The organism is Pseudomonas sp. MOIL14HWK12:I1 (genome assembly GCF_000510705.1).
Taxonomy (GTDB): Bacteria; Pseudomonadota; Gammaproteobacteria; order Pseudomonadales; family Pseudomonadaceae; genus Chryseomonas; species Chryseomonas oryzihabitans.
Window position 1 is genome coordinate 300942 of sequence record NZ_KI783307.1, and the last position, 13817, is coordinate 314758.

General features: G+C 66.3%; 12 protein-coding genes. 5 read left to right on the forward strand and 7 right to left on the reverse strand.

Annotation, left to right across the window (positions count from 1 at the left end; translation table 11 throughout):
• Positions 1–19: 19 nt before the first annotated feature.
• Positions 20–775, reverse strand: coding sequence for a FadR/GntR family transcriptional regulator (locus PSEK12I1_RS0111350; protein ID WP_007160544.1), 756 nt, complete (start codon positions 773–775; stop codon positions 20–22).
• A 268-nt stretch (positions 776–1043) separates the two neighbouring features.
• On the opposite strand from PSEK12I1_RS0111350, the gene PSEK12I1_RS0111355 reads away from it, so the two are divergent.
• Positions 1044–2354, forward strand: coding sequence for an MFS transporter (locus tag PSEK12I1_RS0111355; RefSeq protein WP_027601585.1), 1311 nt, complete (start codon positions 1044–1046; stop codon positions 2352–2354).
• On the opposite strand, the gene PSEK12I1_RS0111360 is transcribed toward PSEK12I1_RS0111355, so the two are convergent.
• Genes PSEK12I1_RS0111360 through pabB form a run of 3 tightly spaced genes read right to left on the reverse strand, consistent with a single transcriptional unit; the run spans position 2327 to position 5679 of the window.
• Positions 2327–3607 (reverse strand): MFS transporter, encoded by a 1281-nt coding sequence (locus tag PSEK12I1_RS0111360; protein ID WP_027601586.1) that lies wholly within the window; start codon positions 3605–3607, stop codon positions 2327–2329. The two genes, PSEK12I1_RS0111355 and PSEK12I1_RS0111360, sit on opposite strands and share 28 nt — an antisense overlap.
• Before the next feature lie 59 nt (positions 3608–3666).
• On the reverse strand, positions 3667–4287 hold the full coding sequence (locus PSEK12I1_RS0111365; protein ID WP_027601587.1) for a phosphoadenosine phosphosulfate reductase family protein: 621 nt from the start codon (positions 4285–4287) through the stop codon (positions 3667–3669).
• A gap of 48 nt (positions 4288–4335) precedes the next feature.
• The gene (gene pabB, locus PSEK12I1_RS0111370; RefSeq protein WP_027601588.1) at positions 4336–5679 is read right to left on the reverse strand and encodes an aminodeoxychorismate synthase component I; all 1344 of its coding nucleotides are present in this window, start codon (positions 5677–5679) and stop codon (positions 4336–4338) included.
• A gap of 152 nt (positions 5680–5831) precedes the next feature.
• On the opposite strand from pabB, the gene PSEK12I1_RS0111375 reads away from it, so the two are divergent.
• From PSEK12I1_RS0111375 to prpD, 4 genes are all read left to right on the forward strand, one after another.
• Complete coding sequence (locus PSEK12I1_RS0111375) at positions 5832–6533, forward strand: GntR family transcriptional regulator (protein ID WP_027601589.1); 702 nt, start codon at positions 5832–5834, stop codon at positions 6531–6533.
• A 4-nt stretch (positions 6534–6537) separates the two neighbouring features.
• Positions 6538–7425, forward strand: coding sequence for a methylisocitrate lyase (prpB, locus tag PSEK12I1_RS0111380; RefSeq protein WP_027601590.1), 888 nt, complete (start codon positions 6538–6540; stop codon positions 7423–7425).
• A gap of 55 nt (positions 7426–7480) precedes the next feature.
• Positions 7481–8608 (forward strand): 2-methylcitrate synthase, encoded by a 1128-nt coding sequence (prpC, locus tag PSEK12I1_RS0111385; RefSeq protein WP_027601591.1) that lies wholly within the window; start codon positions 7481–7483, stop codon positions 8606–8608.
• Between the two features lie 140 nt (positions 8609–8748).
• Complete coding sequence (gene prpD, locus PSEK12I1_RS0111390) at positions 8749–10233, forward strand: 2-methylcitrate dehydratase (RefSeq protein ID WP_027601592.1); 1485 nt, start codon at positions 8749–8751, stop codon at positions 10231–10233.
• A gap of 112 nt (positions 10234–10345) precedes the next feature.
• Here prpD and PSEK12I1_RS0111395 read toward each other — a convergent pair whose 3' ends face one another.
• From PSEK12I1_RS0111395 to PSEK12I1_RS25320, 3 genes are all read right to left on the reverse strand, one after another.
• Positions 10346–10675, reverse strand: coding sequence for a hypothetical protein (locus tag PSEK12I1_RS0111395; RefSeq protein ID WP_027601593.1), 330 nt, complete (start codon positions 10673–10675; stop codon positions 10346–10348).
• A 26-nt stretch (positions 10676–10701) separates the two neighbouring features.
• Entirely contained in the window at positions 10702–12297 is a 1596-nt protein-coding gene (locus tag PSEK12I1_RS0111400; protein ID WP_027601594.1) for an isocitrate lyase, read from the reverse strand.
• 597 nt (positions 12298–12894) lie between these two features.
• Positions 12895–13815: a methyl-accepting chemotaxis protein gene (locus PSEK12I1_RS25320; RefSeq protein ID WP_371099732.1), complete on the reverse strand. Its 921-nt coding sequence runs from the start codon at positions 13813–13815 to the stop codon at positions 12895–12897.
• Positions 13816–13817 lie beyond the last annotated feature (2 nt).

Consider the following 13817-nt stretch of genomic DNA (forward strand, 5'->3'; position numbering starts at 1 on the left):
CGCGAGTGGGTTCTTGCCCTCAATGATCATACGAAATTTCACCTTCAGACAAGGGCTGCGGCCGGAAGGCCTCGGCGACCATGTCATTGACACCGGCCAGCTGGGCGATGGCGGCGTGGCGAGCGGTCAGCGGGTCGCGGTGCTGGATGGCGGTGAGGATAGCCTTGTGCCGGGAGACCAGCAGGTTGAGGCTGTCGCCGGCGGCGAACAGCGCCGAGGAGCGTTCCAGGTAGTCCCGCACCGGCAGCAACATGATGCTGTAGAGGTGAGTCAGCAATTCGTTGTGGGTGGCCGTGGCGATGGACAGGTGAAAGGCCATGTCCGGTTCGGCCATGTTGGCGATGTCCACGGCCTGCTCCATCCGCTCGTAGGCGTCTTCGATGGCCTTCACGTCTTCGGGCTGGGCATTGGCAGCCGCCATGGCGGCGACCTCCGGCTCGATGATGTTGCGCACCTTGACCAGGGTCTCGTAGAAGCTGTGCCGCGAATCGCTCTCCAGCAGCCAATGCAGGACGTCGGGATCGAGCAGATGCCACTCGTTGCGTGGTTTGACCACGGTTCCGACCTTGGGCTTGGACCTGACCAGGCCCTTGGCCACGAGCACCCGGGTAGCCTCACGCAGGACAGGGCGGCTCACTTGGTACTCTTCGCACAGCTGCGCCTCGGGGGGCAGGCGCTGGTCTGGCAGAAAGTGTCCAGACACGATCTGGGTACCGAGCTCATGAACGATGCGAGCGTGTCTGCTTTTGCGCGGCAGCGGTGTCTTGTAATTCATCGAAAGGCATCCGAAGTCGTCGTGCCATCACTATAACACCATCAGCGCGATAACCGATCTTATCGTGGGCCAGGCGGCTCTGTAATGGGGATCAGCGGAAAGCAAGAGGTAAGATTTCCTACTTCGTAACATTGTTTTAATAGTACCAAATTTACCTTAAGTGCCGATTAATGGCGGCTTATGGCTATTTAACGTCTCAATGATATTACGTTAGACTTTAGGGCGATCTGCGCTTCAACCGCACAAAAACAACAAGTCGGAGAACGCCATGCACCCCGAATCCGTCCTCATTCGCCGGATCACGCACAAGCTGATTCCCTTTCTCGTCCTGCTATATCTGGTTGCCTACATCGACCGCTCTGCCGTGGGCTTCGCCAAGCTGCACATGGGCGCCGACGTCGGCATCGGCGACGCCGCCTACGGCCTCGGTGCCGGCCTGTTCTTTATCGGTTACTTCCTCTTCGAGGTACCCAGCAACCTGCTGCTGGAGCGCTTCGGTGCCCGGCGCTGGTTCGCCCGCATCCTGATCACCTGGGGCGCCATCACCATGGGCATGGCCTTCGTCCAGGGTCCCACCAGCTTCTATGTCATGCGCTTCCTGCTGGGGGTGGCCGAGGCCGGCTTCTTTCCCGGGGTGCTCTACTACCTCACCCAGTGGTTCCCGGTGCGCCACCGCGGCAAGATCATGGGGCTGTTCATCCTCTCCCAACCCATCGCCATGCTGGTGACCGGGCCGCTGTCGGGCATGCTGCTGCAACTGGATGGCGCGCTCGGCCTGCACGGCTGGCAGTGGCTGTTCCTTTGCATCGGCGCGCCGGCGGTGCTGCTGGCCTGGCCGACCCTGACCCGGCTGCCGGATGGTCCGCAACAGGTCGCCTGGCTGAATGCCGAGGAAAAGCGCTGGCTGGCCACGGAGCTGGAAAAGGACCTGCACTTGTTCGACCAGACCCGCCATGGCAACCCCCTGCAGGCGCTCAAGGACCGCCGGGTGCTGCTGCTGGCGCTCTACTATCTGCCGGTGACCCTGAGCATCTATGGCCTGGGGCTGTGGCTGCCGACGCTGATCCACCAGTTCGGCGGCAGCGATCTCACCACCGGCTTCATCTCGGCGATCCCCTATGCCTTCGGCATTCTCGGCCTGCTTATCGTGCCGCGCAGTTCGGATCGCCTGGGCGATCGCTACGGTCACCTGGCGGTGCTCTATGCCGTGGGCGCCCTGGCCATGGCCGGCAGCGCCTGGTTCGGCACCGCCGTGCTGCAACTGGCGGCGCTGTCGGTCGTGGCCTTCTGCCTGTTTTCCCTTACCGCGCTGTTCTGGACCCTGCCCGGACGCTTCTTCGCCGGGGCCAGTGCCGCCGCCGGCATCGCCCTGATCAATTCGGTGGGCAACCTCGGCGGCTATCTCGGCCCCTATGGCATCGGCGCGCTCAAGGCGGCGACCGGGACCCTGGCCTCGGGTCTCTATCTGCTGGCCGCGGTGCTGGTGTTCGGTCTGCTGCTGACCGGCATCGTCTACTCCCGCCTGGAGCGCAAGAACCGTCGGGACGAGGATTACGCCGCGGAGCGTTCCACCGGCTGACGCCCTGGGCAGGTCTCGGCGGCGAACCAGGCGGCGCCGAGGCAGACCAGATTGGCCACTAGCAGATAGCCGGCCGGCGCCATGCGATCCCCGGTGGCGCCGATCAGCCAGGTCACCACGATCTGGGCGGTGCCGCCGAAGGCCGCCACCCCCAGCGCATAGACCAGCGAGAAGCCGGTGGCCCGCACCCGCTGCGGAAAGCTTTCCACCAGGAGGACGATCAGGGCGGCGCCGCTCATGCCGTGCAGGCCGGAGAGCACGGCCAGGGTCAGCAGGAAGGTGCCCGGGCCGGGTGCCTGGGTGATGAGCTCCAGCGCCGGATAGAGCAGCACCAGCAACAGCAGTCGCGGCAGGATTAGCACGATGCGCCGACCATAGCGATCGCTGAGCACCCCGCCCAGGATCGAGCAGACCGCCATGGCCCCGCCCATCACCAAGGTGGCGAGCATGGCGATCCCGGCCGGCAGCTTGAGCTCCACCAGGGCGAAGGTGGTCATGTAGTTGAGGAAATACTGGGTGATGGTGCTGCCGGAGAGGATCAGCAGCCCCAGCAGCAGTGGCCGCCGCTGGGTGGCCAGCACCTCGCCCAGCACCGCGCCGGTGCCCCGGGTTTCACCGACGTGGGTATCCACCAGGCCGCGACGGATGTAGAGACCGATGGGCAGGATCGCCAGGCCGAGCAGGAAGGGTAGACGCCAGCCCCAGGCCAGCAGCTGCTCCGGCGTCAGCCAGAGGGTCAGGCCATAGCCGATCAGGCCGGCCGCCACCGCGGCCAGGCCCTGGGCCACCACCTGCCAGCAGGCGTAGGTGCCCCTTTTGTGCAGCGGCGCCGCTTCCAGGATGTAGGTGGTGGCCGGGCCGGCTTCGCCACCCCAGGCCAGGCCCTGCAACAGCCGGGTCAGCACCAGCAGGATGGGGGCGGCGATGCCGATCTGCTCGTAGCCCGGCAGCACGGCGATGCCGCCGGTGCCCAGGGCCATCAGCACCATGGTCAACAGCATCGCCGGCTTGCGCCCGACCCGATCGGCCCAGGCGCCGATGAGGATGGCGCCCAGCGGGCGGACGACGAAGCCGACGCCAAAGGTGATGACGCTGGCCATGAGGCTGGCGAAGGCGTTCTGCGAGGGAAAGAACACCTGGCCGATCAGCACGGCGAAGGTGGCGTAGACGCCGAAGTCGAAGAACTCCACGGCGTTGCCGAGCACCACGGCAAAGACGCCCTTGCGGGAGTGGATAGGGCGGGAAGCGGTCATGGGCGAGCTATCAGCAGGAGCAGGGCGCGCCCGGGAGCGGGCGCGCGAAAGGCACGGACTCAGTGGGCGAGGTGCAGGCCGCACTCGCGGTTCTCGTCACCCTTGGTGGGATCGAAGTAGTCGAACTCGTTGGGCAGGTCGTGGGCGGTGAGGTACTGGTAGAGATCCTTGGAGGTCCAGTGCAGCAGCGGCGCGACCTTGATCAGGCCGTCCGGGTTGACGCTGACCGGGTCCATCTGGGCGCGCACCGCGGTATCGGTGGCGCGCAGGGCGGTGAACCAGACCTCGGGCGCCGTCTCGCGCAGGGCGCGGGCGAAGGGTTCCAGCTTGACCTCTTCGGTGAAGGCGGCGTGGCGCGGATCGTCCAGCCCCGGTACCGGGCCGTCGATGGCCTCGCGGTGGGCGCGCGAGCGCTTGGGCAGGTAGGTCACCAGGTTGAGATTCAGCTTGCGCACGATCTCGTCGGCGCAGCGGTAGGTGGCGGGGGTGTTGTAGCCACTGTCCATCCAGACCACCGGGATGTCCGGCTTGACCTGGCTGACCAGGTGCAGGATCACCGCCTCGAAGGGGCGGAAGTTGGTGGTGACGATGGCGCTCTTGCCCAGCCCCAGGGCCCAGGCGACGAGCTTTTCGGGGTCGCGGCCGAGATCGGTGTTGATGCGGGCGAGATCGAGAGACATGGCGGACTCCAGCCGGGTAAGGGATGAGGCCATGGTAGCAAAGCCGGATCAGCTGTGGGCTGCCAGCGTCTCCAGCAGCACTCGCACTTTGGCCAGGGACTCGGCGTATTCGTCGGCCCAGTGGGAATCCATGACGATGCCGCCGCCGCCCCAGCAACTGAGCACGCCGTCTTCGGCGAGCAGGCTGCGGATCAGGATGGAGCTGTCGCTCTCGCCGCGCACGTCCAGATAGAGCAGCGAGCCGCAGTAGGGACCGCGGCGGGTCTCTTCCAGCTCGTCGATGATCTGCATGGCGCGGATCTTCGGCGCCCCGGTGATGGAGCCACCGGGAAAGCTGCCGGCCAGGAGATCCAGGGCGTCGAGGCCCGTAGCCAGTTCGCCGGTGACGGCGCTGACCAGGTGGTGGACGTTGGGATAGCTCTCCAGGGCGAACAACTCGGGCACCCGTACCGAGCCGATCCGGCAGCTGCGCCCCAGGTCGTTGCGCAGCAGGTCGACGATCATCAGATTCTCGGCGCGATCCTTGGGGCTGGCCAGCAGGGTGTTGGCCTCGGCGGCATCGGCGGCCGGATCGGCGCGGCGCGGACGGGTACCCTTGATCGGTCGCGTTTCTACCTGACCGCGGCTGACCCGCAGAAAGCGCTCCGGTGAATGGCTGAGCAGGGCGCCCCTGTCCAGCGCCAGATAGCCGGAGAAGGGCGTCGGGCAGGCCGCGCGTAGCGCCTGGTAGGCGGTCCAGGGCGAACCCTGGAAGGGCGCGCGAAAGCGCTGGGCGAAGTTGACTTGGTAGCAATCGCCGGCGGCGATATAGGCCTGGATGGCCTCGATGCGCTGGCGATAGGTGGACTCGTCGATATCGGCGACGAAGGGGGCGGTCAGCCGGAAGCCTTCGGCCTCGGGCGCCGCCCCGGCGTCGAACAGGGCGATCAGTCGCTGGCGTTCCCCTGCGTCCAGCGCCGGATGGCAGACCAGCTGGCTGGTCCGCGCCTGGTGATCGCTGATCAGCGCCCAGGCATAGAGGCCCAGGCGGCTATCGGGCAGTTGCAGATCGGCGTGGGCGCCGTCTGGCAGCCGTTCCAAGCGCCGGCCGAAGTCGTAGCCGAGATAGCCCAGCAGGCCACCGGCGAAAGGCAGCTCCACCTCGTCCGGCAATTCCGCCCGGCCCAGTTTGACCAAGGCGGTACGCGCCCGGGCGAAGAAAGCGCGGCCATCTTCGTCGGCTGCCGGTTGCAGCACCGCCAGCGGCCAGGCCGCCATGAGGTCGTAGCGACCCCGCTCGGCCACTGGCCGCCCCGAATCCAGCAGCACCGCGCCGGGCTCGCCGTGCAGCAGGGCGAAACGCGCCGTGGGATCGGCGTGGTAGGGCAGGGGATGCAGGTGGCAGAGGGGCATGGCGAGGTCGGCTGGGAGGGCGGCGCGCTAGTGTAGCGAACCGCCTCTGGCCGAGCGAGATACAGGCTGTCACAGCTGGATTGTCGACAAAGATTGACTGGAAAGGCGTTCAGGCGTAGTTATTCAACCCATAAACACAAAAGGTGTCGACAATGATCGATAGCCCCCTCCAGGCCGAAGCGCCCGAGACCGACAGTGGGACCCTCTCCGAGCAGGTGTTCCGCCGGATCCGCGAGGCCATCGTCCGCGGTGACGTGGCGCCGGGCAGCAAGATTTCCGAGCCCGAGCTGGCGCGCACCTATGGCATCAGCCGCGGGCCGCTGCGCGAAGCCATCCATCGTCTGGAAGGCCAGCGCCTGGTGGTGCGGGTGCCCCATGCCGGCGCCCGGGTCGCCGCCCTGAGCCTGGCCGAACTGGTCGAACTCTACGAAATCCGCGAATCCCTCGAAGGCATGGCCTGCCGCCTGGCGGCCGAGCGGCTCACGCCCCAGGGCATCGAGGAATTGCGCCAGCTGCTGGATACCCACGAACGCGATCCGGCGTTCCAGGCCGGCACCGGCTACTACCTGCAGGAAGGCGACCACGACTTCCACTACCGCATCATCCAGGCCAGCGGCAACGGCATGCTGGTGCGGCTGCTGTGTGGCGAGCTCTATCACCTGGTGCGCATGTACCGACTCAAGGTCTCCGCCACCCCCAATCGTCCGCGCCAGGCCTTCGCCGAGCACCATCGCATCCTCGATGCCCTGGCCGAGGGCGATGGCGAACTGGCCGAGCTGCTGATGCGCCGCCACATCGCCGCTTCCAAGCGCAATCTGCAGCACCATCCCCTAGTCCAAGCTCAGTCGAGGTAACGCCATGCCTGCCGTCAGTCCCGGCCAGAAATTCCGCGCCGCCGTCGCCGCCGAACGCCCGCTGCAGGTGGTCGGTACCCTCAATGCCAACCACGCGCTGCTGGCCAAGCGCGCCGGCTTCCAGGCCATCTACCTGTCCGGCGGCGGGGTCGCGGCTGGTTCCCTGGGCCTGCCGGACCTGGGCATCAGCGGCCTGGAAGATGTGCTGATCGACGTGCGCCGGATCACCGATGTCTGCGACCTACCGCTACTGGTTGATGTCGACACCGGCTTCGGCGCCTCGGCCTTCAACGTGGCCCGCACCGTCCGGTCGCTGATCAAGGCCGGCGCGGCGGCCATGCATATCGAGGATCAGGTGGGCGCCAAGCGCTGTGGTCATCGGCCGGGCAAGGAGATCGTCAGCCAGCAGGAGATGGTCGACCGCATCAAGGCCGCGGTGGATGCCCGCACCGATGCGGACTTCGTCATCATGGCGCGCACCGACGCCCTGGCGGTGGAAGGCCTGCAGGCCGCCATCGACCGCGCCTGCGCCTGCGTCGAGGCCGGCGCCGACATGATCTTTCCCGAGGCCATTACCGAGCTGCCCATGTACCGCCAGTTCGCCCAGGCGGTGAAGGTGCCGATCCTGGCCAACATCACCGAATTCGGCGCCACGCCGCTGTTCACCACCGAAGAACTGGCCGGGGCCGATGTCGGCCTGGTGCTCTATCCATTGTCGGCCTTCCGCGCGGCCAATCGCGCCGCCGAAAACGTCTATACGGCGATCCGCCGCGACGGCAGCCAGCAGGCGGTGGTCGACACCATGCAGACCCGCGCCGAACTCTATGACCGCATCGACTATCACCGCTACGAGGACCAGCTGGATCGCCTGTTCCAACAACAGAAACACTGACGCTCCACCCTGAACGCCCGCTTTTTCGCACAACAACTCCAAGAGGAGCGAGACGATGGCAGACAGTAAAACCCTCGGCGGCGCCGGCCTGCGTGGCCAGGTCGCCGGCCGGACCGCGCTTTGCACCGTCGGCAAGACCGGCGCCGGCCTCACCTACCGGGGCTACGACATCCGTGAGTTGGCCGCCGGGGCCGACTTCGAGGAAGTCGCCCACCTGTTGCTCTATGGCGAGCTGCCGACGCAAGCGCAACTGGACGCCTATCGCCAGCGCCTGGCGGCCCTGCGCGACCTGCCGCAGCCGCTCAAGGAAGGCCTGGAGCGCATCCCCGCCAGCGCCCACCCCATGGACGTGATGCGCAGCGGCGCCTCCCTGCTGGGCACCCTGGAGCCGGAGCACAGCTTCGCCGACCAGCAGCAGGTGGCCGATCGCCTGCTCGGCGCCTTTCCGGCGATCCTGCTCTACTGGCACCACTTCAGCCAGAGCGGCACCCGCATCGACTGCACGAGCGACGCCCCGGACATCGCCAGCCACTTCCTCACCCTGTTGCACGGCAAGGCGCCCAGCGAGTTGCATGCCCGGGTGATGAACGTCTCGCTGATCCTCTATGCCGAGCACGAATTCAACGCCTCCACCTTTACCGCCCGGGTCTGCGCCTCGACGCTGTCGGATCTCTATTCCTGCGTCACCGGCGCCATCGGCTCCCTGCGCGGCCCGCTGCATGGCGGCGCCAACGAGGCGGCCATGGCGCTGATCGAGCGCTTCGCCTCGCCCGAGGCGGCGGTCAGCGGCCTCAAGCAGATGCTCGAACGCAAGGAAAAGGTGATGGGCTTCGGCCACGCCATCTACCGCGACAGCGATCCGCGCAACGAGGTGATCAAGGACTACGCCCGGCAACTGGCGGCGGAAATGGGCGACCGGGTGCTGTTCCCGGTCTCGGAGGCCATCGACCGCACCATGAAGGAAGAGAAGGGGCTGTTTCCCAACGCCGACTTCTACCACGCCTCGGCCTACCACTTCCTCGGCATTCCGACGCCGCTGTTCACCCCGATCTTCGTCTGCTCGCGGACGGCGGGCTGGTGCGCCCACGTCTTCGAGCAGCGCGCCGACAACCGCATCATCCGCCCCAGTGCGGACTACATCGGCGTCGAGCAGCGGGCCTTCACGCCCATCGCCAATCGTTGATTGTTTGATCGCGGCCATGGGCCGCTCCTACAAGGGCGGGAGCGTCCTGTAGGAGCGGCCCATGGCCGCGATGAACCTAACCCCGTACAGCGGCCGCATCGGCGGACCGCCATGACCACGATATTTAGGAACCAAAACCCATGAGCGCCAACGTCGATCTCAACAACCGACCCGATTACGACCAGGTCATCCAGGACCTGGCCGATTACGTGCTGACCTACCAGGTCACCTCCCGCGAAGCTCTGGACACCGCCCGCAACTGTCTGATGGACACCCTCGGCTGCGGCCTGCTGTCCCTGCGTTTCCCCGAGTGCACCAAGCTGCTCGGCCCCCACGTGGAGGGCACCGTGGTGCCCCAGGGCGCGCGGGTGCCGGGCACCAGCTATCGCCTGGACCCGGTCAAGGCGGCCTGGGACATCGGCTGCATCATTCGCTGGCTGGACTACAACGACACCTGGCTGGCCGCCGAGTGGGGCCACCCCTCCGACAACCTGGGTGCCATCCTGGCGGTGGCCGACCACCTCTCCCAGCGCCGCGTGGCCCAGGGCGAAGCGCCCCTGACCATGCGCGAGGTGCTGGAGGCCATGGTCATGGCCCACGAGATCCAGGGCGTCTTCGCCCTGGAGAACTCCTTCAACCGCGTCGGCCTGGACCACGTCTTCCTGGTCAAGCTGGCCTCCACCGCGGTCAGCGCCAAACTGATGGGCGCCAACCGCGAGCAACTGCTGGCGGCGCTGTCCCACGCCTTCGTCGATGGCCAGGCGCTGCGCACCTATCGCCATGCACCCAATGCCGGCAGCCGCAAGTCCTGGGCCGCCGGTGATGCCTCGAGCCGCGGCGTGCGCCTGGCCGACATCGCTCTGCGTGGCGAGATGGGTATCCCGGGCGTGCTCAGCGCGCCCCAGTGGGGCTTCTACGACGTGCTGTTCAGCCACACCAACAAGGATCTGGCCACCAAGCCGGCGGACCAGCGTCAGTTCAGCTTTCCCCAGGGCTTCGGCAGCTACGTGATGGAAAACGTGCTGTTCAAGATCAGCTTCCCGGCGGAATTCCATGCCCAGACCGCCGCCGAAGCCGCGGTGATCCTGCACCCCCAGGTGCGCGACCGTGTCGATCAGATCGAGAAGATCGTGGTGACCACCCACGAATCGGCCATCCGCATCATCTCCAAGCAGGGCCCCATGGCCAACGCCGCCGACCGCGACCACTGCCTGCAGTACATGATCGCCGTGCCGCTGCTGTTCGGTGATCTGGTCGCCGAGCACTACGAGGACGCCTTCCACCAGGCGCATCCGCGCATCGACCAGTTGCGCGAGAAGATGGAGATCGTCGAGGACGAGCGCTACAGCCGCGAATACCTGGAAGCCGACAAGAGATCCATCGCCAATGCCCTGCAGGTGTTCTTCACCGATGGCAGCAGCACCGAGAAGATCGCCGTGGAATATCCCATCGGCCATCGCCGGCGCCGCGAAGAGGGCATTCCGCTGCTGGAGCGCAAATTCCAGAGCAACCTGGCCACGCGCTTCCCGGCCGGTCGCTGCGCCCAGATCTTCGCGCTGTGCAAGGACCAGGCAGGCCTGGAAGCCACCCCGGTGCATCGCTTCGTGGACCTGTTCGTGCTGTAAACGGAAGAGGCGACTCGCTCGATCCCGGAGGGCCATCCAGGATCAGGCGAGTCGCCTCAGAGGTGGGGCAGGGCGCGCCGGGTGATCAGCTACCCGCCGCGCCCTTTTTCTTTCAGTAGTAGCGATCCACATAGGCCGGCTGCTGCTGCCGACCGGCCAGGCGCCAGTGCTCCTGCAGGGCGGTGTGGACGCTCCTGATGAAGTTGTCGTCCGCCGCCGCCGACTTGCCGACGTAGCCGCCGCCCTTGTTGTAGGTCTTGAAGCGGATGCGCAGGCTGGGATGGCGCTCCTCGAACTGCTCGGGCGTCTCGCCGCCGGGCAGGCGGTCGACGTGCACCGCGCCGCTCTCGCAGACCCAGAGGATGTGGTTGTGGTTCTTGTCCTTGAGCCGGCCGAAGAGTTGCTTGAGATCGTCCAGGCTGGGGTTGTCGTTCAGGTTCATGAGCGTGTCCTCCGCAGTGGCCGTGATCAATGGAACTGGTTCATGGTGTTGTCCTTGCCCGCCGCCTTGAGCGCGGCTTCCCCGGCAAAGTATTCCTTGTGGTCGTCGCCCATGTCCGAGCCGGCCATGTTCTGGTGCTTGACGCAGGCGATGCCCTGGCGGATCTCCTGGCGCTGCACGCCCTTGACGTAGGCCAGCATGCCTTCCTCGGCGAAGTAGCCCTTGGCCAGGTTGTCGGTGGACAGGGCCGCGGTGTGGTAGGTGGGCAGGGTGATCAGGTGGTGGAAGATGCCCGCCTCTCGCGCCGCATCGCGCTGGAAGCTCTGGATCCGCGCATCGGCCAGGCGCCCCAGTTCGGTGTCGTCGTAGTCCACGCTCATGAGCTTGGCGCGGTCGTAGGCGGAGACGTCCTTGCCCTCGGCCTGCAGGGCGTCGAACACCTGCTGGCGGAAGCTCAGGGTCCAGTTGAAGGAAGGGCTGTTGTTGTAGACCAGCTTGGCGTTGGGCACGACCTCGCGGATGCGGTCGACCATGGCCTTGATCTGGCCGACGTGGGGCTTCTCGGTCTCGATCCACAGCAGGTCGGCGCCGTTCTGCAGCGAGGTGATGCAGTCCAGCACCACGCGATCCACACCGCTGCCGGCACGGAACTGGAACAGGCCGCTGGCCAGGCGCTTGGGCCGGAGCAGCTTGCCGCCACGGCTGATCAGCACATCGCCGTTGCCCAGCTGGCTGGCGTCCACCTCGTCGCAGTCGAGGAAGCCGTTGTACTGGTCACCCAGGTCGCCCGGCTGCTTGCTCACGGCGATCTGCTTGGTCAGGCCGGCGCCCAGGGAGTCGGTGCGGGCGACGATGACGCCCTCGTCCACGCCCAGTTCGAGGAAGGCGTAGCGCACGGCGTTGATCTTGGCCAGGAAGTCCTCGTGGGGCACCGTGACCTTGCCGTCCTGGTGGCCGCACTGCTTCTCGTCGGAGACCTGGTTTTCCAGCTGGATGCAGCAGGCGCCGGCCTCGATCATCTTCTTGGCCAGGAGGTAGGTGGCCTCGGCGTTGCCGAACCCGGCGTCGATGTCGGCGATGATCGGCACCACATGGGTTTCATGGTTGTCGATCTTGGCCTGGATGGCGGCGGCCTTGGCGTTCTCGTCGGCGGCGCGGGCGGCGTCCAGCTCGCGGAACAGCATGCCCAGCTCGCGGGCATCGGCCTGGCGCAGGAAGGTATAGAGCTCTTCGATCAGTGCCGGCACGCTGGTCTTCTCGTGCATGGACTGATCCGGCAGCGGGCCGAATTCCGAACGCAGCGCGGCGATCATCCAGCCGGACAGATAGAGGTAGCGGCCTTTCGTGCTGCCCAGGTGCTTCTTGATGGCGATCAGCTTCTGCTGCCCGATGAAGCCGTGCCAGCAGCCCAGCGACTGGGTGTAGGCGCTGCTGTCGGCGTCGTAGGCGGCCATGTCCCGGCGCATGATGGCCGCGCAGTGGCGGGCGATGTCGAGACCGGTCTTGAAGCGATTCTGCAGGCGCATCCTCGCTGCGTACTCCGGATTGATGGCGCTCCAGTGATTGCCGGTGCTGTTCTTGAGGGCGGCGATGGCCTGAACGTCGTTCTCGTAAGCGGACATGAGTCGATCCTTCTCGATGAGGTTGGCTTGGGTACCAGTCTTTTCCCAACGTCCGGCAGCGGGATGGCGGTTGCCACCCGGATGCCGGTCGCGAAGGCGAAAGGTCAGCCCAGCTGTCGAGTCATGTCGCCGTACGTTCCTGCATGGATCCGGACGTCACCTCTGGCGACGCTGCCTCGAGCAGCGCGGCATTTCAGTCGTCTTCTCTTGTAGTGCCTCTTGAGCATCACTACGCAAGACGGCCCGAGGGTCACCCGGAGCCCAGGCGCGACCCGCATGGATAGGGGGTTCGCGTCCGGTGCAGCTAGAGATTTGCAGGAGATAAGGGCGTCGTCAACTCAGTTTTGTAGTGCTTTCGTATAGTCACTACAAAAGTCGTAGACGCGGCTGGGAGCGGGTTTGGGGCGTCTATTGCTGACCCATGGGTCGCCGATGAGGGCAAAACAGGGCCGCAAGCCACGGCGCTGGCCGTGACCCTGCGGTCACTCAAAGGGTGAGCCGGCGGCCTCCGGTCGCCCCTCCTGGTGAGGGGCGGCGGCGCGGGAAGAGGGCGGGACTTGCCGGTCAGTGCCGACGAACGGTAAGTTCCCTCCTGCCTTAGGACGAGGTAGCGGCGGTGAGACCGGTCAGGGTATCGGCGATGTCCTTGGTGCGGTGGGAGGTCTGGGCGGTGAGGCGACCGGACTCGCGCAGGACGGCGAGCAGCTCCTGCAGCGAACCTACGTCCTGGGCCTGGCCGGCGATATGGGCACCGACCTCGCTGATGGCGCGCGACAACTGGTCGATGTCGGCGCCGATCTCGGCGGCGTTCTTGTGGGTGATGGCCGCCAGGTTGCGCACCTCGTCGGCCACCACCGCGAAGCCGCGACCGCTTTCGCCGGCGCGCGCCGCCTCGATGGCCGCGTTGAGCGCCAGCAGGTTGGTCTGGCCGGCGATCTGCTGGATCACCTGGACGATGGACTGGATGCGCAGACTCGACTGGCTCAGCTCGTTGGCGCTGCGCACCACGTCCTCGGCCTGTTCGGTGAGGTGCTGCACGGTGCTGTCGGCCTGGCGGGTGACCTCGCCCTGCTGCAGGATATTGCCTGCCAGATCGTCCATGCTGCTGTGCAATTCGCCGGAGTAGTGCCGCAACTGCTCGCCGATCTCCTGGCGACTCTGGTGCGCCTGGCGCAGCACCTGGCCAAGGTCGGCGAGGCCGCCGAACACCGCCTGGATGGAGTCGTCGAGGCCTTGGGCATCCACCACACCTGTGAAGTTCTGCCGCTTGAATTCGTTGATCTGGTTGACCACCACCTGGCTCAGACCGGCCAGCTTCTTGATCTGCCGGCGCAGGAAGAAGGCCTTGAACTCGCCGTAGTGGGCGGCGAAGTTGTCGACGTAGTCGTCGCGGAAGGGCGCACCCTCCGGGGTACGGAAAAAGAACACCGCGGTGAGCGTCTGGTTGAGGTTCAGGCCGAGGATCTCGCCAAAGGTGGAAAAGCCCACCACCGGCGTCTGGCCGAATACCTCGCCCATGC

Excerpts from the sequence above, each read along its gene's own strand:
- PSEK12I1_RS0111350 (WP_007160544.1), bottom strand. The coding sequence starts at position 775 with ATGAATTACAAGACACCGCTGCCGCGCAAAAGCAGACACGCTCGCATC.
- PSEK12I1_RS0111355 (WP_027601585.1), top strand. The coding sequence starts at position 1,044 with ATGCACCCCGAATCCGTCCTCATTCGCCGGATCACGCACAAGCTGATT.
- PSEK12I1_RS0111360 (WP_027601586.1), bottom strand. The coding sequence starts at position 3,607 with ATGACCGCTTCCCGCCCTATCCACTCCCGCAAGGGCGTCTTTGCCGTG.
- PSEK12I1_RS0111365 (WP_027601587.1), bottom strand. The coding sequence starts at position 4,287 with ATGTCTCTCGATCTCGCCCGCATCAACACCGATCTCGGCCGCGACCCC.
- pabB (WP_027601588.1), bottom strand. The coding sequence starts at position 5,679 with ATGCCCCTCTGCCACCTGCATCCCCTGCCCTACCACGCCGATCCCACG.
- PSEK12I1_RS0111375 (WP_027601589.1), top strand. The coding sequence starts at position 5,832 with ATGATCGATAGCCCCCTCCAGGCCGAAGCGCCCGAGACCGACAGTGGG.
- prpB (WP_027601590.1), top strand. The coding sequence starts at position 6,538 with ATGCCTGCCGTCAGTCCCGGCCAGAAATTCCGCGCCGCCGTCGCCGCC.
- prpC (WP_027601591.1), top strand. The coding sequence starts at position 7,481 with ATGGCAGACAGTAAAACCCTCGGCGGCGCCGGCCTGCGTGGCCAGGTC.
- prpD (WP_027601592.1), top strand. The coding sequence starts at position 8,749 with ATGAGCGCCAACGTCGATCTCAACAACCGACCCGATTACGACCAGGTC.
- PSEK12I1_RS0111395 (WP_027601593.1), bottom strand. The coding sequence starts at position 10,675 with ATGAACCTGAACGACAACCCCAGCCTGGACGATCTCAAGCAACTCTTC.
- PSEK12I1_RS0111400 (WP_027601594.1), bottom strand. The coding sequence starts at position 12,297 with ATGTCCGCTTACGAGAACGACGTTCAGGCCATCGCCGCCCTCAAGAAC.
- PSEK12I1_RS25320 (WP_371099732.1), bottom strand. The coding sequence starts at position 13,815 with ATGGGCGAGGTATTCGGCCAGACGCCGGTGGTGGGCTTTTCCACCTTT.